The sequence below is a fragment of the Piscibacillus salipiscarius genome (genome assembly GCF_042685285.1).
Taxonomy (GTDB): Bacteria; Bacillota; Bacilli; order Bacillales; family Alkalibacillaceae; genus Piscibacillus; species Piscibacillus salipiscarius.
Window position 1 is genome coordinate 31,089 of sequence record NZ_JBHUMZ010000019.1, and the last position, 21,121, is coordinate 52,209.

23 protein-coding genes and 1 riboswitch are annotated in these 21,121 nt (G+C 37.4%); of the genes, 3 read left to right on the top strand and 20 right to left on the bottom strand.

Features of this window, described 5'->3' with window-relative positions:
• Positions 1 to 24 precede the first annotated feature (24 nt).
• From ACFSW4_RS07060 to ACFSW4_RS07090, 7 genes are read right to left on the bottom strand one after another with little or no spacing between them, the layout of a single operon-like run.
• A complete protein-coding gene (locus ACFSW4_RS07060; RefSeq protein WP_054752314.1) occupies positions 25 to 813 on the bottom strand; it encodes an AAA family ATPase in 789 nt (262 codons plus the stop codon).
• Between the two features lie 20 nt (positions 814 to 833).
• Complete coding sequence (gene cpaB, locus ACFSW4_RS07065; RefSeq protein WP_377328335.1) at positions 834 to 1,544, bottom strand: Flp pilus assembly protein CpaB; 711 nt, start codon at positions 1,542 to 1,544, stop codon at positions 834 to 836.
• A gap of 14 nt (positions 1,545 to 1,558) precedes the next feature.
• Entirely contained in the window at positions 1,559 to 2,452 is an 894-nt protein-coding gene (locus ACFSW4_RS07070; RefSeq protein ID WP_377328337.1) for a pilus assembly protein TadG-related protein, read from the bottom strand.
• A 15-nt stretch (positions 2,453 to 2,467) separates the two neighbouring features.
• A complete protein-coding gene (locus ACFSW4_RS07075; RefSeq protein WP_054752320.1) occupies positions 2,468 to 2,851 on the bottom strand; it encodes a TadE/TadG family type IV pilus assembly protein in 384 nt (127 codons plus the stop codon).
• Between the two features lies 1 nt (position 2,852).
• On the bottom strand, positions 2,853 to 3,362 hold the full coding sequence (locus ACFSW4_RS07080) for an A24 family peptidase (protein WP_054752322.1): 510 nt from the start codon (positions 3,360 to 3,362) through the stop codon (positions 2,853 to 2,855).
• Positions 3,363 to 3,395: 33 nt separating this feature from the next.
• Positions 3,396 to 3,584: a Flp family type IVb pilin gene (locus ACFSW4_RS07085; RefSeq protein ID WP_054752324.1), complete on the bottom strand. Its 189-nt coding sequence runs from the start codon at positions 3,582 to 3,584 to the stop codon at positions 3,396 to 3,398.
• 15 nt (positions 3,585 to 3,599) lie between these two features.
• Positions 3,600 to 3,950: a DUF192 domain-containing protein gene (locus tag ACFSW4_RS07090; RefSeq protein ID WP_377328339.1), complete on the bottom strand. Its 351-nt coding sequence runs from the start codon at positions 3,948 to 3,950 to the stop codon at positions 3,600 to 3,602.
• Between the two features lie 141 nt (positions 3,951 to 4,091).
• Positions 4,092 to 4,181: riboswitch (cyclic di-GMP riboswitch) on the bottom strand.
• Positions 4,182 to 4,524: 343 nt separating this feature from the next.
• On the opposite strand from ACFSW4_RS07090, the gene ACFSW4_RS07095 reads away from it, so the two are divergent.
• The gene (locus tag ACFSW4_RS07095) at positions 4,525 to 5,925 is read left to right on the top strand and encodes a hypothetical protein (RefSeq protein WP_377328341.1); all 1,401 of its coding nucleotides are present in this window, start codon (positions 4,525 to 4,527) and stop codon (positions 5,923 to 5,925) included.
• Between the two features lie 95 nt (positions 5,926 to 6,020).
• Here ACFSW4_RS07095 and ACFSW4_RS07100 read toward each other — a convergent pair whose 3' ends face one another.
• The 4 genes from ACFSW4_RS07100 to ACFSW4_RS07115 all read right to left on the bottom strand — a co-directional run bounded on the left by ACFSW4_RS07100 (position 6,021) and on the right by ACFSW4_RS07115 (position 8,784).
• Positions 6,021 to 6,254 (bottom strand): 4a-hydroxytetrahydrobiopterin dehydratase, encoded by a 234-nt coding sequence (locus ACFSW4_RS07100; RefSeq protein WP_279401365.1) that lies wholly within the window; start codon positions 6,252 to 6,254, stop codon positions 6,021 to 6,023.
• Between the two features lie 62 nt (positions 6,255 to 6,316).
• Positions 6,317 to 6,877 carry a cupin domain-containing protein gene (locus ACFSW4_RS07105; protein WP_377328343.1) on the bottom strand — a complete coding sequence of 187 codons (561 nt, stop codon included), beginning with the start codon at positions 6,875 to 6,877 and terminating at the stop codon, positions 6,317 to 6,319.
• Positions 6,878 to 6,998: 121 nt separating this feature from the next.
• Positions 6,999 to 8,363, bottom strand: a complete 1,365-nt coding sequence (locus ACFSW4_RS07110; RefSeq protein ID WP_377328345.1) for a sensor domain-containing phosphodiesterase — start codon at positions 8,361 to 8,363, stop codon at positions 6,999 to 7,001.
• Positions 8,364 to 8,631: 268 nt separating this feature from the next.
• Entirely contained in the window at positions 8,632 to 8,784 is a 153-nt protein-coding gene (locus tag ACFSW4_RS07115) for a hypothetical protein (RefSeq protein ID WP_279401367.1), read from the bottom strand.
• A gap of 184 nt (positions 8,785 to 8,968) precedes the next feature.
• On the opposite strand from ACFSW4_RS07115, the gene ACFSW4_RS07120 reads away from it, so the two are divergent.
• Entirely contained in the window at positions 8,969 to 9,877 is a 909-nt protein-coding gene (locus ACFSW4_RS07120) for a helix-turn-helix domain-containing protein (protein ID WP_377328347.1), read from the top strand.
• A gap of 102 nt (positions 9,878 to 9,979) precedes the next feature.
• On the opposite strand, the gene ACFSW4_RS07125 is transcribed toward ACFSW4_RS07120, so the two are convergent.
• Both ACFSW4_RS07125 and ACFSW4_RS07130 read right to left on the bottom strand, forming a co-directional pair.
• The gene (locus ACFSW4_RS07125; protein ID WP_377328349.1) at positions 9,980 to 10,549 is read right to left on the bottom strand and encodes a hypothetical protein; all 570 of its coding nucleotides are present in this window, start codon (positions 10,547 to 10,549) and stop codon (positions 9,980 to 9,982) included.
• A 109-nt stretch (positions 10,550 to 10,658) separates the two neighbouring features.
• On the bottom strand, positions 10,659 to 11,099 hold the full coding sequence (locus ACFSW4_RS07130) for an Rrf2 family transcriptional regulator (RefSeq protein WP_377328351.1): 441 nt from the start codon (positions 11,097 to 11,099) through the stop codon (positions 10,659 to 10,661).
• A 178-nt stretch (positions 11,100 to 11,277) separates the two neighbouring features.
• Between ACFSW4_RS07130 and hmpA the strand changes: the two genes are divergently transcribed.
• Positions 11,278 to 12,504, top strand: a complete 1,227-nt coding sequence (gene hmpA / locus ACFSW4_RS07135) for an NO-inducible flavohemoprotein (RefSeq protein ID WP_377328353.1) — start codon at positions 11,278 to 11,280, stop codon at positions 12,502 to 12,504.
• A 50-nt stretch (positions 12,505 to 12,554) separates the two neighbouring features.
• On the opposite strand, the gene ACFSW4_RS07140 is transcribed toward hmpA, so the two are convergent.
• The 7 genes from ACFSW4_RS07140 to ACFSW4_RS07170 all read right to left on the bottom strand — a co-directional run bounded on the left by ACFSW4_RS07140 (position 12,555) and on the right by ACFSW4_RS07170 (position 20,869).
• Entirely contained in the window at positions 12,555 to 13,502 is a 948-nt protein-coding gene (locus ACFSW4_RS07140) for an ABC transporter permease (RefSeq protein WP_377328355.1), read from the bottom strand.
• Positions 13,495 to 14,415 carry an ABC transporter ATP-binding protein gene (locus ACFSW4_RS07145; protein WP_377328357.1) on the bottom strand — a complete coding sequence of 307 codons (921 nt, stop codon included), beginning with the start codon at positions 14,413 to 14,415 and terminating at the stop codon, positions 13,495 to 13,497. Before ACFSW4_RS07145 ends, ACFSW4_RS07140 begins: the two co-directional genes overlap by 8 nt.
• A gap of 261 nt (positions 14,416 to 14,676) precedes the next feature.
• A complete protein-coding gene (locus ACFSW4_RS07150; RefSeq protein ID WP_377328359.1) occupies positions 14,677 to 16,263 on the bottom strand; it encodes a cation:proton antiporter in 1,587 nt (528 codons plus the stop codon).
• 116 nt (positions 16,264 to 16,379) lie between these two features.
• A complete protein-coding gene (locus tag ACFSW4_RS07155; RefSeq protein WP_377328361.1) occupies positions 16,380 to 17,759 on the bottom strand; it encodes an SLC13 family permease in 1,380 nt (459 codons plus the stop codon).
• A 16-nt stretch (positions 17,760 to 17,775) separates the two neighbouring features.
• Positions 17,776 to 19,266: a tripartite tricarboxylate transporter permease gene (locus ACFSW4_RS07160; RefSeq protein WP_377328363.1), complete on the bottom strand. Its 1,491-nt coding sequence runs from the start codon at positions 19,264 to 19,266 to the stop codon at positions 17,776 to 17,778.
• 15 nt (positions 19,267 to 19,281) lie between these two features.
• A complete protein-coding gene (locus tag ACFSW4_RS07165; RefSeq protein WP_377328365.1) occupies positions 19,282 to 19,740 on the bottom strand; it encodes a tripartite tricarboxylate transporter TctB family protein in 459 nt (152 codons plus the stop codon).
• A gap of 76 nt (positions 19,741 to 19,816) precedes the next feature.
• The gene (locus ACFSW4_RS07170; RefSeq protein WP_377328367.1) at positions 19,817 to 20,869 is read right to left on the bottom strand and encodes a tripartite tricarboxylate transporter substrate binding protein; all 1,053 of its coding nucleotides are present in this window, start codon (positions 20,867 to 20,869) and stop codon (positions 19,817 to 19,819) included.
• Positions 20,870 to 21,121: the final 252 nt, after the last annotated feature.

Sequence of the window (21,121 nt, forward strand, 5' to 3'; positions counted from 1 at the left end):
CAAAGCCCCCAGTGAACTTCTATATTAGAAAAACATTCTGGAGATTAATGAATGTTTCTTTTTACTTGGTTTTGATTCCACTTGATCATCAACAATGGATTGAGCTAACTTAAAAATCTTTTTAGCTAAATCTGATTTTGAATGACTGATGACTGCCGGATCTCCTAAATTCAGTGACTGCATCGCAACTTTATTGTTATTAGGTATGTCATGGAGTTTATCAGCTCTTAGCATACCTGGTATTTCTTCGGCTTTTATCAAACTATCAAGCCCATGCCGATTAAGAAGCACGTCAAGCTTTTCGTTCATTTGAAGCTGATGAATGGTCTCAATTAACCTTTTCGTATTTTTTAACGATGCTACCTCAGGTGTTGTCACTGCCAAAATCTGATCAGCAACATCCATAAAATCTATAGCCGAATCATCTATTCCATGTCCACCATCAATGACAATGTAGTCAAATCGTTCTTTAAGCAAATTAAGTGTGTTCTTAATAAACTCACCATCGATTAACTCAGCGTACTCTGGCCGCTCCGGAGCAGATAAAACGTATACGCCGCTTTTATGTTCTACTAAATAATTAGTGATATTGTGTGAATCTAAGCGATCTTGTTCATCTAATAGGTCTTTCATTGTTAAAGTTGGTTGAAGGTCCATAGCCATCCCCACATCTCCAAATTGGAGATCGCCATCAATCAGTACAACGTCCTTATTTTTCTTGCTTAATGCGATTGCTAAATTTACAGCTAAAAATGTTTTCCCTACGCCGCCTTTGCCACTGCATAGAGTTATGATTTGAATCATATCTGCCATGTTTCTCCTCCCCAATAACCTTACTCTTCGCCTTCTGTTATTTTAGAATGAAGCGTTAAATGAATCGCACCCTGTTCAGCTGCATTGACCAAGGCAACTGAATCATCAGGCATTAGCTCTAAAGTCACCTGACTATACTCTGCCACTTCGGTTCCATCATCTAGCGTCGTCATTCGTTTCCCAACAGACAACACACGAATATTTTCTAGTAGTAAAACAGATTCCATTTGATCAAGAAGATTCTTAGATTCCCCATTTAATTTCTTATTTTTTGTCTCATCTTTAGTTTCATATGTAAAAATAACATCGACGTAATCTTCTGGTTGAATCAAATTCGAAACAGACCTCACAATATCTACACCAATAGAGACAGCCCGGTGCCCGTCTGTTACTTTTCGGGATACCCGTGCCTTCTCTTCCTGACTAGATTTTAGCCGATGAGATAACAAAAGCTCACCCGTCACCATATCGGCTGTCGCAAACTTTCCTTTAACTTCTTCTAAGGATTTGATTGCGGACGGATGAACCTGATCTTTTGGTAGCGTTTGAAATTGTAGGTCCTCTTCTGTTATTTTTTGATTTTCTTCAATATCCTGCGCTAGAGTAACGACATCAACCATTGGTGCTTCCTCAGTTGGTTCTGGCGTCTCAGATTGACTTGAATAGAAAAAAATGGCTGTTGTAAAAACTCCCATTAAAATCGCTAATAAAAATAATAATTTCGATTGCATTAAACTCACCTTACCTACTCTGTCAGACGTACGATGAATGCCCCACGTTCTGCTGCTTCATCTAGTTCAAAGCCTTGACCCGTTCGCTTAATAAACTCACCTTTAATCTCTTTTTCATTCCCATCCATCGGTTCTGTTAAATAAAAGTAAGCGAAACCTCTGATTTCTACTTCCTTCATTTGATTTTGGTCATGATTATGAGGTTTGTAAACGGGTATAAGTAACACTCTTGGACAATCTCGCTCATACATGTTGTCACAACTATTAATTAAAATATCTGTTGCGTTCTTCGTTTTACCGGCAATATTACCTGTCTCTGTTTCGACAATATCACCAACTTTTAATTCTTGATCAAAACCGTGAATTAACGTTTGTTCGTAGGTTTTAGCCCCGCCCCCTGCGAGTGCTAAAACACCGAAGTTACCTGTGTCGACTTCTTCTTCATCCACTTTCAAGGTGTATTCTTGCCCATACACAAGTTCAATGGACTCATCAATTCCAAGCGGAGCTGCCCCCATTGCCCGGCCCATTACACCAATTCTCGCTGTAGCTTTAACGTTTATATCTACGTTGTCGATTCCAAATAACTTCATGAACGTAAGCTCTGTTGGTTTCGTTAATCGAACTGTAACACGCTTATCTTTTACTACCACTGTATCTTGTAACGAACTTAGTTCTTCGTGATGTGTCAACGTCTCCTCGACAATTCCTTCTACAACCGTTTCATCTCTTGTCAGCTCTTGTCCTCCCGATAATGCAGCTGCATTTGCCGCCTTCTGGAGATGAGCATGTGTTGAATATAAAAGGCCACCATCGACAACGAGTCCAGTTAGCGCAAGCAATCCTGTAAACGCTAAGGCGACTAATAACGTGGCGCCACCTTTTTCACTTTTCCAAAACTGAAACATTTCGCCGCCTCCTCATCACTCAACCCTAATCGTTGAGTCGGCTGTTAGTTCTATAGAATCTCCAAACACCTCTTCGGCAAATGGTGTAATGGGTTCAACTGGATACGTTAAGGTGACCGTTACATACTCACCAGACTGCCGCTCAGCTTCTGCTGGAGTAACGGTGATCGTAAGTAAATCAGTATCTCCTGTTTCAAAATGCCCCTTCGCAAAATCAATAATTTCTTCATCTGTATAGCCAAAACCGCCAAGTCTGACTGATTCTTGAGCAGTGAAATGGAGGCCCGAATAAGAATACATCATCCTGCCGACATCAAATATGCCGACTAACATTAATATTAACAATGGGATGATCAGAGAAAACTCTACAATAGACTGACCATTTTCATTGCGCAACATATTACATCACCACTCCATTCAATAAGAACGATAAACAAGCGCCACCGACAATTGCGACCCCATATGGAAAAGTTCTTTTCATGGAGTCACGATCTGGCATCAATAATTGAATTCCATATCTCATGCTAGAAAGGGCGTAATAGAGTTTTTTAAAGATTCCTTTTTGAAACAAAATAATTGCAATGCCAATGATTCCTCCAATAAGCGCCATATAAAAAGCCGTAAGTAGCACAAATCCAGGACCTTTTATAGCACCAATAACCGCGAGTAACTTTACATCACCAGCACCCATTCCACCCATCAGATATGGAATTAATAGAAGCCCAAATCCTAAGAAAAAACCTAGGAAAAAGCTTTTCACACCATCAATTCCAAATAACAAAGGTTGCAGGAGGAGAGCAAGGAAGAACGCCGGAAATAATACTTTGTTGTAAATTTTCCTGTGCTTAAGATCAGTGATAAGACAAATAAATAAGACCGTAAATAATAGTAGATTTAATATCCATTCCATTGCTCGGGGCCTCCTTTCCTTTAAATTTAATCATTAGGTAGTAGGTTCTGTTGGCTTTGTTTGGAAGCTAGTAATAACATCATTAAATACTTTCATAATTTCTTCACCAAATGTAACTAATACTCCAACAACTCCAACAGCAATAACACCTAATACTAAGGCATACTCTGCCATACCTTGTCCTTCTTCTTCGCGAATCATATTTAAGAAAAGTTCTTTCATTACAACTCTCTCCTTTTAATTTTTATTTTCTATTTCTAAATAGTGACCGATTTGAATATTGGTACGCGACACGGTACCAGTGGGGAGTTCTAGTACCGAGTGCGCACCTTTTTTCCGTCTTCCGAACTTACCTGGAGGTAGATTTTCGTCGATATCGACTACGACTAAATCTTTCGTTAAATACACAACATCAATGGGGTAACGCATAAAATGTGTGTGTACCGATTGACAGGGTAAAATATGCAACCCGCAACCTGAGGCTAGCTCATCTGTAAACATTAATCCTTTAAGTCTTTTACTAAATGAGTAAGCTGGTCTAATATGACGTGCCACTTCTGCATCTGTACTCAGGTTGCGTAGGATCACGTTTGTCACCTCCATCCAAATTAAATTACCCCGCCATTACCGAATGACGGGGTTCATTGTAAGGTAGGAGCAATGGATGACCTACATAACCGGTCACTTGTTAAATAGGACGCCCATACTGCTAACTTACATCCCTGATCTTTCGGTAGCTGGCTGGCATTGTGCTCAAAATGCACAGAAGCCCCTGTAGCTTTGCGTCACTGGTTTTCACCAGTTTTGCCTTTATCGAGATTAGGTCATTTTAGATTTCTGACTAATCTCTTAACGACATATTAATTCATAACGAGATTCATAGAAATCCGTCAAATAAACTATAAAATTGTCGATTCACTTCCAATTTATGATTGGTCCTAGATTTTATTTGGGACTATATGTTATGTCTTTTTCCAGTCAGAATGTCGTAATTTGTCGAATGATGGTAATTATAGTTATTACATTAGGTCATAATACCTCAGCTTTATTATTACGAAATTTTTTCATTTTTTTGTCGGTTATTTTACAAAATAGTTCAAAAGTATTACTTATAAATGTAAAAAGTGTTATTCTCAGCAACTAATTGAAGTAGGAAGATAGGATGGATTTTGTTAAGATTAGGAGGGATAATGCTTTAAGAAAGCGTGATATCATGAACCGATTATTATTTTATCTATATACAAGCTATGCACTACTATTTATCTTAAATCTATTCATTGCTTGGGATGGGATCTTAACGATTCAAGGGGTTATTGGTGTATTGGCTTTAATCTTTTCTATTAGAGGGGCGAACCGTACCTACCAATCTATTGGAATCGTTTTTTTAATTATTGCTCTTGCTCTCATGGTTACATATGACCTGCCATTTCAAGATCTAGCAACTTATTTTACTTCAATGGCATTACTATTAACATTATTATATTTTATTCCGTTCATTAACCATTACATGATCGTTGGAGGTTATGAACAGTCACTTTTTAATTTACTTCAAAAAAATACACCTAATTTAGGGAAGTTTTATGTAAAGTCATACCTGACAAGTTATACATTAACCTTATTTATTTTTATTTCAACCATTCCATTAGTTTATTCGCTGGTTAAAGAGAAGACTGCGCATTTATCCAGTCAGGTGACCCACCAATTTGCAACGCGAGCTATTTTAAGGCCCTTTGCAGCAGCTAATACGTGGAGTCCTATTGAAGTCTACATCGCAATGGTTGTCGCCTTTACAGGTTCATCTTACTTAATCTTACTGCCCGTTTTATTTGCATTTTCAATCACTATGCTGCTGATTGATGCATCACTCGGCTATATGAAGTTCAAGCACATCACATTTGATGGGCCTGATGAAGACCAAGAAGACCTGCATGTGAATAGACGCCACCTTACATCACTTGCTGGATTTTTGATTTTATTTATTTTAGTAGCAGCGGGAGTGCATTTATTATCGGGGTTAGACTTCTTTGAATCTATTATATTAATTATTATTCCGTACACATTTTTATGGGCATACGCTACTAAAAAACAACGAACATTTATGCGTTATACACAAAAGGTTTGGGGCGATCACATTTGGACGATGCAAAATTTCATGGTGCTCCTGCTTCCAATTGGACTATTTAATGAGATTATTAGCCAAACCCCCATATTAGATGCTGCAATGACATCTTTCGCATGGCTTGAACAAACACCACTTCTGTTATTTATATTTATCCAGTTAAGCTCCATGGTGCTTGCATTCGTCGGGTTCCATCCGCTAGTCACTTTGAGCTTACAAGGGTTATTCGTCACACCATTTTTAGATACGATTAGCCCACTCAGTATCTCAGTTGTGATGATTGTATCCGTCATCGCTAATGATATGACCGGTACATTTAATATTCCTATTACAATGCTCAATCAATACTTTAAACGTAACCCATATCAACTGACGCTTTGGAACATTGGTTACGCCTTAACATTTGGTGGTGTAGGCGTACTCATTGCTTGGCTGCTTTTATGAACTTCACAAAAATAGCCACCAAACGCTTGGTGGCTATTTTTCCTGTTCGTTATACAATTTATCAAAATGGTGAACCATCTCAAAGTCTAGGTCCGTCATCCGCGCATTGACCATGATGAAATTTTAAGTGTAACAACCTTATAGTCAATCGCAATGTTCGGGTGGTGGTTCTTGCCTTCAGCATATTCAGCCACTTTTCGGACAAACTCAATTCCGTTTAAATAATCCTTAAACTTATAGCGGCGGCGAACCCAAATGTCATCTACTAACTTCCAGTCAGGAAGCTGATCGAGTTCTTGCTTGATTTGTTCATCAGTTAACTTTTCCATCATCATCCACCTCCTACTAAGAGTTTTCCCTACTCTATATTATTAAAACTGTCCCGCTATAACTACTGATGAGCATACCTATTGATAAGCTCTTGATCGATCCCTTTTTTCCTACCCTTTTTAGCCAACCATTTCAGTAATAATTTTAATATAAATGGTAATTCAACAACATGAGAATCCTGCATCTCCAGGATAAGCGCGATATGAATACGGTCATTCGGAAAACCCTTCTCATCTGTTTTATCATCTTCCATGAGTCCGTACAAAATTCGCATCGACTGTTCAAAATGATGAGCAGGTGTCATTCTAATCCGAAACTTAACTGGTTCTTCGCTTGATGCATTTATGAACACATGATTGGTTTCCTTTGGAATGAGCAACTTTTTCCCAGCTTCTAAAATGGTCGAATGACTTCCCTTAACAACCTTCAATTTACCTTCTAACACCTCAAATTGCTCTTCAAAATGTTTATGATAGTGTAAGGGCTGCCCCTCACCATTAGGTGGTAATAACATTTCAACATACTCATATTCACCATTTGTATCTTGGCTTGATTCTAAGAATGTAATTTTCTCACCAGTGAATTTATGAATCATGGACTTTTCTTTAATGGCAGTCGCCAACAGCACCTCCTCCTTTCACTAATACCTATCTTAATAAATTCTATAAGAATCAATAAAAACCTTTATAAACAAAAATAGCCGCCCAGGTTGGGCAGCTAAATCTATATGGTGATTAGGGGGATTAAAATTGTTCAAGATAAGTTTTCCAACCGTCTAATGTTAACGGTTTACTGAAATAGTATCCTTGATAAATATGACAGCCGAAGTCTTGGATAATAGATAAATGTTGATCACACTCAACACCCTCAGCGACCACATTTAAATCTAAATCACTACCAAGCTGGATTATGGTTTTACAAATCCGCCTGTCAATTGGACTTTTATCCACATCATGAATAAACGTCTTATCCAGTTTGATTGTGTCGACTGGAAGGTATTTTAGATAATTAAGAGATGAATAGGTCGTTCCGAAATCGTCAATCGCGATTTTCACACCTAAGTTCTTAAGCTGCTGAAATGTCACAGCGACATCCGATAAATTATCAATTAATGATGTTTCAGTAATTTCAATTGCTAAGTATTCAGCTGGAAAACCAGTTTCATACAGTATTGCCTCTATACGATCAGCAAAATCTTGCTTACGAATATGCACAGCTGAAATATTAACAGACAACATAAACCTTTTTCCGGTCTGATCCATTAACTCTTTCATATCTTTACAAGCCCTGCGGCAGATCACTTCATCTAACCAATCAATAAAATCATACTCTTCTGCATGATCAATAAAATCAATCGGCGGCACAAGCCCTTTCTCAGGATGTTCCCAGCGAGCCAACGCTTCCACACCATGCAATTCTTCACCATCTGAAGTTAATACAGGCTGATAGTACGGATAAATATTCCCATTTTCTAAGCCCTTCTTAATCGATTCTGCATATAACGTTTTAGAATCAACCTCTTCTTGCTGATGATTGTTTAATGGTTCGATTTCACCGTCATCATCTATTTTATAGTTAGAGATAATGAGACCCAATAATTCATTGTAAGCCGATAATGTGTCTAATTCTCGTTGCGATGGATAACGACTATACTTGGAATAAACCCCAAACACCGCAATAATATGAGATGTTCCTGGTTTATACACAGGTACTGACCAACAAGACTTTAGGCCATAAGGCTGCACAACATTTGCAAATGACCTCCACGTCTTGTCGTTATAAACATTTGGTGAAACCATTAGCTCGCCCCGAACAGCCGCCGTCCCACAAGTACCCAGTCCATCAAATAACCTAATGTGCAAAAAATTCTCCAACATGTCATCTGGTAGGGTATAGGCCGCTCCGTTCACAAATTCGGTGCGTTTCGAGTTTAACAGCATAATTGTACAGTAAGAATCCACAAACTGATCCTCAAAGTACTTTAACGCACGTTTTAATACATCGCATAACGGAAGACCTTCCTTTAAGTATTCCGTTATATATTGATAACCAGACACAAACTCTTCTGGGCTCAACACTCTTTCTTCTAATAATTCTTTTTCACCCATCATAAGAGCCTCCCGATCGTAAGACTTTTAAACTATTTCAATAGATTATTGCTAGAAATTTTGGTATGTACACTTGGATATATAGGCCTATTTTACGACACTTTGGAAAATTGCACCTTTTATATTGTAACATTTTCAAGTATGATGAAAAAAAAGTGCTACCAAAAATCTAGAGAAGAATTTCTGGTAGCATATAAAATTATGGACGAATAAAAATATGGACGACTTAATAAGGAAATGCTTTTGAGTTAAGTAAGTAATGTGGTGATTAATCCATTGCTCCTAAATCATCTTCACCATTACCTTTTCCGAGTAATTCAACTTGCATTGCAGCGTCATTAAGGTCACCAGCTGCGCTTACGTTTAATGAGAATCCAACGATTAGAGCAGTGATCACCGCGATTCCTAATAATTTTTTCATGTGTTTCACCTCCCCCAAACCTCAACTTTATTTTATAATTAGATATTATCAGAAAATAAAAGTCTTTGGATTTGGGATGAGAGCTGATTTAGGCTAGTACAGATTAGTTTTTCTTTGATTTTCTTCGATTTTCTCAAAAAATATAAACATTGGAATATTTCAAACTTTTGGAGGGAGAAATTAGATGGATCCTCGTGAAGAGATAGGAAAAAGAATATACGAATTAAGAAGATATTTCAAAATAACTCAAAAAGAATTGTGCGAAGGAATATGTACCCAAGCCTATATAAGTAAGATTGAAAACGGTTCATTATCAATCGCTGCAGATATTTTATTTGAGATCGCAGAACGACTTGGGGTAGACATTAACTACTTTTACGACTCTACTTACAACTCACGTGTCGACTACGCCTTAGAAGTGGAGCTCGAAGCACGAGAATTAGTTCAGAAAGATGAATTTGAAAAACTAGAAGAATTATTATCTCGGGAAGAAAAAACACCTCTAATGAATAATAAAAAGTTTAAACAGTTTATTTTGTGGCATAAAGCCTTATGTACTCGATACATCTATGATAACTTTGAAGACTCAGAAAAACTACTTGATGAAGCCCTTATGCTTAGTAATACTAGTAAAAAATCTTATTCCGAGAGAGAAATACACATTCTGATTAACAAAGCCAACCTTCATACAGACAGAAAAAATTTTAATAGAGCATTTGAGTTATACGAAGATGCTAAAGACGCAATTGAAAAATTACCATATTTACACGATGAAAAGTTAGTTACTTTAATAAATTTTAATTTAGCTAGAATTAGCTATTTTCAAGAAGATTATAAAAAAACCATTCAATATTCCGAAAATGGCATTAGTCATTGTAAAAAGAGACAATCACTTGATGGATATGGGCAGTTCCACTTTTTAATCGGTAATGCACAAAGGAGATTAAAGAACTTTAGTATAGCAAAAGAACATATTGAATTAGCTATTCAGATTTTTAAACTTATTAATCATACGAAATACTTATCCAATTGTGAAAAAGTACTCCAACGTATTCAAGAGGAGATTGAAGCAACTAATAATTCATTAATTTAGTTTGCATATACAAATATACCACAACATTTAAATTTCGTAATACTAAATTTTAAAATACCTACTAATGGAGTAGTAAAGGCTTCCGTTAGTAGGTATTTTTATCTAACTTTGTTTTGATTTTTTCTTAACATGAACTAAAAACCACGTGAACCAATAGGCTGGTAATACAACGGCTAAGTCCACTAATAGCAAGTAAAAGGAATTAAATCCTCTACCAAACTCTACAAGTCCTAATATCCTTTCCAAGTGAGCAATTCCGAATGCGAAAATGGCACTTGCTACTGTAATCCAAATATAGAAATTTTTATTGTGTTTTGTGCAATACTGATACACTAACAAAAATGCGACAGGTAAAGCTGATGCTGCCATATTAAAAATCGATGGTAACATTGGGGTTAGAAAATATGTATGAATAAAATATCGCTTCAGTTCAAGTACGTCTCCTGCATAATTCCACATGATATGGACGGCAAAACCAAAAAAGAACACTTCAAATAAACGTTCCTGATCAACAAATCTAATTAGTAACAATAGTGGAACGATTGTTATAGCTACCACTGCCCAGAACTGCCAATCACCGAATGATGAGTGATTGTCCCAGTAGCTGTTTGTAACTTGATCTAATTCTTGATATAAACTTTTGATTTTCGTCCAATATTCCTGGTAACTCACAGCTAAACCCCCGGTCATGAAAAAATTCTGACCTTTATAATTTGAGCTAACTATGGAAATTTATACTTAAACAAAAAAATTCCCCCACAGTGCTGCGAGGGATTTGAGGCTATGAACTCATGTCCATTAAGACCCTAAGTTCATCTTTATTGGCAGTTAAATCTTTTAACGTGTATTGATCAAGCACTTTTAAAAATGCTATTAGAGCATCGTTAAGCACATGTTTCAGCTTACAAGATGGCGTGATGACACAACTATTGGCATCACGGTCAAAGCATTCCATCATCGCAAAATCATCTTCCATCATGCGAACCACATGGCCGATGTTAATCTTTTCAGGTGCCTTTGATAATGCTATGCCGCCGTTACGACCTCTTATCGTTTGAAGCAACTCACATTGACCGAGTTGATACACAATTTTACTCAAATGATTTTGAGAGATCCCAAATGTCTCTGAGATTTCTTTAATACTCGCAAGCTCTCCCTCTTCTTTAGAATTTACATATATCAAAACTCTAAGAGCATAGTCTGTATATTTTTTTAGACGCATATGAACGCTCCTTATGTTTTTGTCATCTTATCTATTTTACCGCACCAGATTGATGTTCATCAAATTGAGATATTTCTTTAAAAATATTGTCATAAAAGATGCATTTATAATACTCCTTTTTATTTTACAATAAAGATGTAGAAAAAATACATCTTTTAACTCATAAGGAGTGTTGATGATGATTACGACACAAGAAAAACCAGCGTTGGATCAAAAAACAATTGATACGGTAAAAGCAACGGTACCTGTTTTAGCAGAACATGGTGAAGCGATTACAACTCGTTTTTATCAATTACTGTTTCAAAACCATCCTGAACTTAAAAACATTTTTAACCAAACCAATCAGCGCAAAGGACGTCAGCCTAAAGCACTTGCGAACACAGTTTATGCAGCTGCTCAGTACATCGACCAGTTAGAGGCGATTGTTCCAGTTGTTAAACAGATTGCGCATAAGCACCGTAGCTTGAACATTAAACCTGAACATTATCCGATCGTCGGAGAAAATTTATTACAAGCGATTAAAGACACGCTCGGTGACGCAGCAACTGATGACATCATGACAGCATGGGAAAAAGCTTACGGTGTGATCGCGGATGTCTTTATTGACGTTGAACAAGAAATGTATCATGAAGTCAGTAGCCAAACAGGAGGCTGGACTGGATTCAGAAACTTTACAGTTGAGAAAAAGGTTAAAGAAAGTGATGTGATTACATCATTTTATCTAAAACCTGAAGACCAAGGCCTTTTACCCGAGTTTAAGCCAGGAAATTACATTACAGTGAAAGCTGACATCCCTGGAGAGCCTTACACACACTTACGTCAATATAGCATGTCAGATGCACCTGGAAAAGATTACTTTAGAATCAGTGTTAAGCGCGAGGATAGCATTGACGACAATCCTGAGGGTGTTGTAAGTAATTATCTTCACAATCAGGTTGAAGAAGGTGATGTCCTTCCAATAAGTGCTCCTGGTGGTGATTTTTACTTAGATACAACCAGTGAAAAACCTCTTGTTCTATTAAGCGGCGGCGTTGGTCAAACTCCGATGTTAAGCATGCTCAATACGGTTGTCCGAAAGCAGCCAAACAGACCCGTTTATTACATTCATGCAGCTCAAAATAGTGCAGTTCATGGATTGAGGAAAGAAGTTCAAAACATCTCAAATGAGCATCTTCAAGTACAATCATTTACTTGTTACAGCGAACCACTTGCTGATGATCAGTATGACCTTGAAGGCTATGTCAATTTAAATTGGATGAAAGAGATCATTCCAAGTAATGACTGTGACTTCTACTTCTGTGGTCCTGAAGGCTTTATGAAAGTGGTTAAACAAAGCTTATCTGACTGGAATGTACCAGACGAACAAATCAATTATGAATTCTTCGGACCTAATGTTGAATTATAAAGTTAAGGAGCTGACCCACATCCGGGCCAGCTCCTTTTGAGTTGTAAGAATTATTGCCCAGCTACGTCTCGTTTATTAAATGAGAACCATGACACAGCTAAGAATATGACGAGGTATGCAATCAAGACAGCTATAGAGAAACCTAATGTCATACCTTCAAACATCACATTGCCTGTTTCGTATTGTTTTAAATCTGTATTTGCAAATAGAATAAATTTCGCAAAGTCATAACGTTGTAAAGCCCCTACAATCATGTTACCGCTAAACATTAAGAAGATCGCAAGTCCAATTGCAAGTGAACTATTTCTAAATAAAGTTGAAATCATAAAGGCAAATGCCGTCATCATAACTAAATTGACCATGCTATAGCCATATGTTGAAAACACTTCCCCAACGACAGAAACATATTGTAATCCATCTGCTGTTTCTGTTACGAAGTGAGGATTCATACCTTCAAATCCGAAGAATATGCCACCTACAATAATTGATGACAATATAGTTGTAACGAGTGTGGCTAATGCAAATAATAGTACTGCCATAAACTTCGTAAATAAAATCATCGTTCTGGATATTGGACGGATGAGTAAAAGCTTTATCGTCCCCCACTTAAATTCACTTGAGACAATACCTGCTCCAATAATAATCGTAAATAAACTAATCAATGAAGCTAACATTGCATTATCTAACGTGAATTGCCACGCTTTAAATCCAGTTGGTCTAATATCATTTTCTAAATAGTAATTGTTTTTAGCTATTTGGGATGAATACATTCCTTCAAATCCTACTTCTTCAGCTTCTTGCTTCAGCTCCTCATTCTCTTGCGTTAGCTCTTCTTGCCAGTTGTCTGAATAGCTAGTTGTTATAACATCATCAAAAATCGTTGTTAGGACGCCTGAACCAATTATTAACGCTAAGATCACGCCGTACATCACCCAAGTTGATTTACGTATATATGTTTTAATTAATTCATTTCTTAACAAACCAAAAAACTTACCCAATGACATTACCTCCCGTCAGTTCTAAGAATTGATCTTCTAATGTTGCTTTAACTGGTGTTACTCCATAAACTAATATCTCATTTTCAATTAACTGCTTCACGACGTTTGGAATGTCCTTTCGGTTTAATTCTACAATCAGTTTGTCTGATTCCTTTTCAACCGTAAGCCCTGATTCTTTTAATATTTCCTCTGCCTGCACACTTTGTTCCACGTCAAGAATTACTTTTAGACCTGCATCTTCTGCTTCATCGTCACCACGAACTGATCTTTCTTGAATGATTTCTCCCTGCTGGATAATGCCAATTCGATCACACATGAGTTCAATTTCTGAAAGCAAATGGCTCGAAATCATAACGGCCACATTGTCCTTAACTGCTAAATCACGTATGTAATCACGAATTTCACGAATACCTGCTGGGTCAAGTCCATTTGTAGGCTCATCCAAAATTAATAAAGCCGGTTTATGTAAAATTGCCTGAGCAACTCCGAGACGTTGACGCATCCCTAAAGAATACTTCCCAACTTTATCGTTTATGACCTTCTCTAGCCCCACAAGCGATACGACTTCTTTAATACGCTCTTTCGTAATCCCTTCATACATACGAGCGTAGTGCATTAAATTCTGCCACCCAGTCATAAACGGATATAACTCAGGGTTTTCGACTATGGCACCGATATTCTTTGCCGCTTCTTTGTATTCTGATTGAATACTCTTTCCAAGAATTTTGATATCTCCACCTGACAGTTTCATCAGACCTACTACCATACGAATAGTAGTCGTCTTACCTGCACCGTTCGGACCGATAAACCCGTATACTTCACCTTGATTGATGGTTAAATCGAGCCCTTTAATAATCTCTTTTTTGCCGATTGTCTTTTTAACATTTTTAAGTTCTAATGCAACCTGACTCAAGAAAACACCTCTCCCCAATTTTTGTATTCCAACAAGTATTACGGTTTGTTCAGAGTAAAGTTTCAAAAACTTTTCTCTATAGAAGGGACTTACGTTCATAAAAGTAAAAAAGCCGTTCATAAAAAGCAGATACCCGTTTATAAGAGAAGAAGTTACGTTCATATAAGTCTGATTATCATTTATAAAGAGAGGAAAGCCGCTCATTAAAACAACACTAATGAAAAAAGCTTCCACGCATTCTTTGCGTAGAAGCTTTTGAGTTTAATGATCTGTATTCATTTTTGACTCAACCGTTTCAATCTCATCAATAATATTACTCATATGCTTAGATCCCACATCATCAGAGATCATCTCTCGTCTGACCAACTCTTTAACAGACTGATATTCTTTATATAGGGCATCACGCTTAGCACTTCGAATATGTTTAATCTTAATCTCAGGGTATTGCTCATAAAGTTGTTCAAGCTGTTCATAAAGTTTCTTCAACTTCTCCTGATAGTTATTCTTTAGCTCTTCTAACTCCTCACGGGTAATGAACGATTTGCGTTGCATATCTTCCCAATCGTGAATAGCCGTTTCGTAACGATATATGCTCGCAATGACCTCTTCGTAATCTTTAACACCTTCATCTTTTTGAATAATTCCAACCATCTTAATAAGTGGCTTAATCGTTAACCCTTGAACAATTAATGAAAACAGAACAGCGCTTAACGTCAGCACTAAAATGTCTTCACGACCATCAAAATCAGTAGGTAAACTTAGCGCTAAAGCAATCGATAAGCTACCTTTAAGTCCGCCCCAATTCAAGGCGTGCTTAAATTTTAAAGGAAAATCTTTAATAAATGACAAACTTGTATAGACCGCAATGGCGCGTGAGGCAATGACAATTAAAATACCAAGCAACACCATGCCCCATTTTCCAGTTAAATCAATTTGATTAATTTCGAGTCCAACCATCAAAAATATAATTGAATTTGCGATAAAAGCAATAACGCTCCAAAACGTGTTGATGTTTAACTTCGTCACAGGACTCATTCCGATGTTTCCACCATAATTACCAAAAACAAGTCCCGATATTACAACGGCAATCACACCACTTACATGAATCATTTCTGCAGTGAAATAACTACCGAAAAACAACAGCATGGAAAGCGTAATTTCCATCGGGTAATTATCAATGAAGCTTACAGCGCGAGAAGCTAATAATCCAAATGCCGCGCCGATAATTAAGCCACCCAAAGCGAACTTAAGAAATAATAACGTGCCTTCACCTAGGCCAGCCCAACCCATGTTGATGTAATCTAACAGGTAAACCGAGGCAATCGTAAATAACACCACCGCAATCCCATCGTTAAACAAGGATTCCCCTTCAATAATGGTGGTTAATTTCTTCGTGACACCTAATGATTTAAAGATTGATAATACACTGATCGGGTCCGTTGCACTCATTAAGGCAGCAAACGTAAAGGCGACCACTAATGGTAAATCTAATAAAAAATATACGCCTGAACCAATCAGTAAGCTTGATATAAAGGTCCCTACGAAAGCAAGCGTGAAGATTGGTTTTTTGTTTTCTTTTAAATCTGAAAAGGGTAGATTCAGTGTTGCTTCACCTAAAAGTGTTGGAAGAAAAATAGAAATAATCACAACCTGAAAAACAGCCGACTGAGTAATAAACTCCTGTGCCTCTTCGATTCCAGGAAGGTGCATAAGCCCAATTAACAAACCGACAATGACGAGGGCAATGCTGTAGGGCTGTTTAAACTTCGTTGCCAGGATAGACACTGCAATGCTGATCGTTAACAAAATTAATATCTGAATAAATACGTCATTAAACTCATGTACCATAACGAACCACCTATATAATTATTTATTCTTAGTATGTACTTATACCCTATAATTCATTTCAATATAGATGGTCATTTAAGAAAAAAACCTTTACACGAAAATCGCGTAAAGGTCATTTACCAATATAAGAAGACAGCAGCGATAGCAACCACAGACATCATAATACTTGATATGATTCCAGTCATGATCATTTCAGATTTTGTTAATACACCTTCTAAGCTAGCATAAAAAGTTGATGGAGAATGAATGGGAATAATGAGCGTCCCACCGATTACCATTACCATTAGTGCCGATAAGGCCAGCGGAGATACATGAATGATTTCCGCGTACGAAATCATAATTGGAAATACAACCGCAATAGCAGAGGATGAGTTAGTAAATAGCAACCTTAAAATCCAAATAAAAAATACGACGCAAATCACTAACCATAACGCCTGTGCATCTGTTGGCATAAGGGCACTTAACCCTTCAGCAATTAACTGTGCTGTTCCATTATCAGATAAAACTAACCCTAATGAAAAAGATGTTCCTAGCAGTAAGAAGCTTTCCCAATCAAAATCCTTAATTAATCGTGAATCAACTAAGCCTATTTGAGGCAATGACAAAAACACAAAAAGGAGCATAGGCGGTATAATGATTGGAACCACATTTGGATCCGTGATTAACCAAGCGATAATCATGATAAAGAATGCTGTAATCGTTGGCCTAAACTGCTGATGTTTGTTCACTTTCTCTTGGTTTTGATTCTGGATAATAGATGCGTTCACCATCACTGACTCATTTGTTTTCCATTTTAGAAAAATAAAAACAACAATTGCCGATAAAATCATCGCTGTCCACAACGGAATGGAAAGTAACGTAAACCACTCTAACCAGCTTAGTCTGCCCACACCATACTCAACCATCAACTGGTAGGCAAACACAGAAAAGCCACCACCTGTAAAAATAATGAGCGTGGCATGCTGATTAAAGAAACTAATAATATACAAACCGAACTTCTTGAACAAACTATCTGACTTATAACGGTACAAATCATTTATTTTTGAAACTAAGGGGTATAAAAGCTTATAACGAGCCATAGCTGAAGGTAAGAAGATCGGTAGCACTAATAGTAATAGTGGTAGGCCAATTAGTATACGTTGCACCTTACCTTTACTTATTTTTTGAAAAAGCTGGGCGACCACTTGGTCAAATTGTACTTTGACTAAAACTTGACTGATTAAAGACAATAATACAATAAAATAAAGAGCCGGGGACAAAAACCCCCGGAATGCATCTTCATCTTGTTCAACTACACCTAAACCAATCATTAGAGCTAATATTAGAATACTAGATGCTCCGGATGGAATAGGTGCAACTGTCCATAAATAAATGGCTAAACCTAGTATGATTAAAGTAAATTGTTGGTCCTGTGATAGTGATTGGAAAAAATCTAACGTCATTATTAAATAGACTAATAAAGACACACTACCGAGCCAAATCCACAATCTTTTCATAGCTAACAACCTTTAGTTAAGCTTTTCTTTTGTTTAAAATACCTTTAACAATCGGGAATGCAAATGATAATACAGATAAAATAATGAGTGACAGTGAAATAGGGTCTTCAAATAAAATCGAAATCGATCCGTTTGAAATGGTCATCGCCTGACGGAATGACTGCTCCATCATACCTCCTAAAATAAACGCTAGAATAAACGGAGGAGCTGGGAACGCAAACATTCGCATGACAAACCCTAGTACACCAAATGCAACTAATAAATATAAGTCAAATACACTAAAGCTAATGGCATATACACCGATCAAGCTAAACATTAAAACTAATGAAATTAACATCGGGCGCGGTATCGTTAAAATTCTAGCAATGTAAGGAATTAACGGTAAGTTTAATACAAGTAAAAAAACATTACCGATATACATACTTGCTATAATTCCCCAGAAGACCTCTGGACGGTCGCCCATTAACATTGGGCCTGGTTGAAGACCTAATACTAAGAATGCTCCGAGCATAACAGCCGTCGTACCGGACCCTGGAATACCTAAACTTAACAGTGGAACAAAGGCACCACTTGTTGCGGCATTATTGGAAGTCTCGGGTGCTGCTAATCCTTTAACGGCACCTTTACCAAACTCCTCTGGCTTTTTCGAAATTCTTTTTTCAGTGATATAACTAATAAATGATGCGATAGTTGCACCTGCACCAGGTAAAATACCTAGAATAAATCCTAAGAATGAGTGTCTACCAATTGGGCCGCTCATTTCTTTGGCATCACTCTTAGAAATCTTTAAACTACCAATATCTTTACCAGAGCCACCAAGTGACTTATGACGGTTCATGACTAGATAACACACTTCAGCAATAGCAAATAAACCTAATGCAATCACTAAGAAGTCAATACCATCTAATAGATTGGCACTATCAAATGTAAATCTAGATGTCCCTGTTTGTGGGTCAATACCAATTGTCGCAATCATAAAACCGACAACTGCAGAAATTAAAGCTTTTACTGTAGATCCTTCTGATAAACTTGAAATCGCTGTTAGACCAAGTAACATTAATGCAAAATAAGCAGGTGGTCCGAACGAGACGGCAACACTTGCAAGCATTGGTGCAAAAATCATCAGTAACACAACACTGATCGTACCACCAGCAAAAGAAGAAATCGCAGCAATAGCAAGAGCTTTACCTGCTTTTCCTTGTTGCGCCATCGGATACCCATCAAAGGATGAGGCAACCGTACCTGATATTCCTGGTGCATTTAATAAAATGGAAGATGTTGAACCACCAAAGACAGCACCATAATACACACCTGCCATCATCACGAGCGCAAGTGAAGGGTCCATACCATACGTAATTGGAATCATAATAGCAATTGCACTGATTGGGCCAAGCCCTGGTAACATTCCGATAAACGTACCAACAAATACCCCTAGTAAAACGAATAGTATTCCTTGCCAGCTAAAGGCAACTTCAAAACCTGTTAAAATCCCATCGATCGCTCCCATATAACCCCTCCTCTCTTAAATTGGTAATATTCCTTGTGGAAGTCTAATCTGTAGTAAATAAACAAATATACTGTATAAGAATATAGGGAATAAAATAGATACAATAGCATTTGAAATGTGTTTTTTATAACCTAAGAACCAAGTACAGAAAAACACAAATAATGCTGTAACCACAATAAATCCTAGGATTTCAAATAAAGCTATATAAAGTAATAACAAGACAAGTACGCCTAGTAAGACTAAGACATCTTGTTTAGGAATTTTCCGTTTTGCTTTTTGTTCTTCTGAATCATTGTCTTTAGAGAAAAATAACGCAATAGATAGAACTAATAACGTCCACCCCAACGCTTTAGGTATTGCATCCGCATCAACAGGGATGTATGGATAGGTTGGAAGCTGATGCGCCATATATAGATAACCTGCTGAAAGCAAGAACAATATCAAACCAATCTTGCGGTTAACCCCTTTAAACAATGAAACCCCTCCTCTCAATCTATACGTAAAAACATTCAGAAGCCAACGGGTCTCCCGTTGACTTCTATGAATGCGATTATTTTGTTAAGCCAAGTTCATCTAATAATGACTTAAGATTTTGTTTTTCTTCATCTAGAAACTTCTTGTACTCTTCGCTTCCCATGAACATTTCATTCCAACCATAGTTAGAACGAATTTCAGCGAATGCTTCTGATTCACTTAATTCTTTAAATTTCTGTTCATAGTATTTAACCGCTGCTGGGTCCATGTCAGCAGGACCGAAGAAACCTCTCCAGTTCACAAACGTTTCATCAATGCCTTGCTCTTTAGCTGTTGGGAACGTAGAAAGAACTTCACCTTCTAAACGCTCTTCTGAAGTAACGGCTAGAACCTTAAGTTTATCTGCACGTACTTGTTCTGCTACTTCCGCAACACCTGTTGAGAATACGTCGGCACTACCGTTTAATACTTGCGTTACACCGCCAGCATCTGGAGCAGATACGTATTTAATTTTTGTAATGTCTACTCCCGCTGCTTTCGCAAAGCGTACGAACTGAATGTGGTCCATACTACCAGGAGAAGATGTACCAACTACTGTTACACTTGATGGATCTTCTTTCATATCTTCAAAAAGCTCATTTAAGTTATCCCATTTAGCATCTTTAGCAACCGCAAACGCACCATAGTCTGCAATCACATTTGCAATTGGAGTAAAGTCTTCATGACCATATTCAGATTGACCATTTAATGGTACTAGTAAAATTGGAGAAGATGATACGAATAAGTTGTGATTGCTTCCTGCCTGCTCAGCCATGTAAGCCCAGCCAATCGCACCACCAGCACCTTCTTTATTCACAACTCCCATATCTTGTTCAATAATACCTTCTTCCGTTAATGTTTGGGCAGCCATACGAGCTGTTGTATCCCAACCACCACCAGCGCCTGCTGGAGCAACAATTTCAATAGATTCTGATGGCGTGAATTCTCCATTACTTTCGCCTGAAGCTTCCTCAGATCCACCTTCAGATTCCGAATCACTTGAATCTCCTTCTGATGAGCTATCCCCACCACACGCTGCTAAAACCATTAACAGCATTGCAAAAATTGAGAATGCTAAAAATTTCTTCATCATTCTACCCCCTAAAATTTAATAAATTGTTAACTGATTTGTTTCAAAAATGTCAAAATTGAATCGCTACTCATCATACTAAAATGAAAATTCTAATTTGTAACCGTTTTCAAAATTAACGGTATAAAGAAAAATAAAAACATTTTGTTCATTTTGTTCACGACACTAGAAAAGCGCGGAGCGCCTGTTTAACCACGCAGTGCGCCGACTAACTACGGCCGCGTCCTGCGGCCAACGTCGGCACTAGAACGT

What these genes read in the sequence shown, in the direction of transcription:
- ACFSW4_RS07060 (WP_054752314.1), bottom strand. Translation starts at nt 813, where the DNA reads ATGGCAGATATGATTCAAATCATAACTCTATGCAGTGGCAAAGGCGGC.
- cpaB (WP_377328335.1), bottom strand. Translation starts at nt 1,544, where the DNA reads ATGCAATCGAAATTATTATTTTTATTAGCGATTTTAATGGGAGTTTTT.
- ACFSW4_RS07070 (WP_377328337.1), bottom strand. Translation starts at nt 2,452, where the DNA reads ATGTTTCAGTTTTGGAAAAGTGAAAAAGGTGGCGCCACGTTATTAGTC.
- ACFSW4_RS07075 (WP_054752320.1), bottom strand. Translation starts at nt 2,851, where the DNA reads ATGTTGCGCAATGAAAATGGTCAGTCTATTGTAGAGTTTTCTCTGATC.
- ACFSW4_RS07080 (WP_054752322.1), bottom strand. Translation starts at nt 3,362, where the DNA reads ATGGAATGGATATTAAATCTACTATTATTTACGGTCTTATTTATTTGT.
- ACFSW4_RS07085 (WP_054752324.1), bottom strand. Translation starts at nt 3,584, where the DNA reads ATGAAAGAACTTTTCTTAAATATGATTCGCGAAGAAGAAGGACAAGGT.
- ACFSW4_RS07095 (WP_377328341.1), top strand. Translation starts at nt 4,525, where the DNA reads ATGGATTTTGTTAAGATTAGGAGGGATAATGCTTTAAGAAAGCGTGAT.
- ACFSW4_RS07100 (WP_279401365.1), bottom strand. Translation starts at nt 6,254, where the DNA reads ATGGAAAAGTTAACTGATGAACAAATCAAGCAAGAACTCGATCAGCTT.
- ACFSW4_RS07110 (WP_377328345.1), bottom strand. Translation starts at nt 8,363, where the DNA reads ATGGGTGAAAAAGAATTATTAGAAGAAAGAGTGTTGAGCCCAGAAGAG.
- ACFSW4_RS07115 (WP_279401367.1), bottom strand. Translation starts at nt 8,784, where the DNA reads ATGAAAAAATTATTAGGAATCGCGGTGATCACTGCTCTAATCGTTGGA.
- ACFSW4_RS07120 (WP_377328347.1), top strand. Translation starts at nt 8,969, where the DNA reads ATGGATCCTCGTGAAGAGATAGGAAAAAGAATATACGAATTAAGAAGA.
- ACFSW4_RS07130 (WP_377328351.1), bottom strand. Translation starts at nt 11,099, where the DNA reads ATGCGTCTAAAAAAATATACAGACTATGCTCTTAGAGTTTTGATATAT.
- hmpA (WP_377328353.1), top strand. Translation starts at nt 11,278, where the DNA reads ATGATTACGACACAAGAAAAACCAGCGTTGGATCAAAAAACAATTGAT.
- ACFSW4_RS07150 (WP_377328359.1), bottom strand. Translation starts at nt 16,263, where the DNA reads ATGGTACATGAGTTTAATGACGTATTTATTCAGATATTAATTTTGTTA.
- ACFSW4_RS07155 (WP_377328361.1), bottom strand. Translation starts at nt 17,759, where the DNA reads ATGAAAAGATTGTGGATTTGGCTCGGTAGTGTGTCTTTATTAGTCTAT.
- ACFSW4_RS07160 (WP_377328363.1), bottom strand. Translation starts at nt 19,266, where the DNA reads ATGGGAGCGATCGATGGGATTTTAACAGGTTTTGAAGTTGCCTTTAGC.
- ACFSW4_RS07170 (WP_377328367.1), bottom strand. Translation starts at nt 20,869, where the DNA reads ATGAAGAAATTTTTAGCATTCTCAATTTTTGCAATGCTGTTAATGGTT.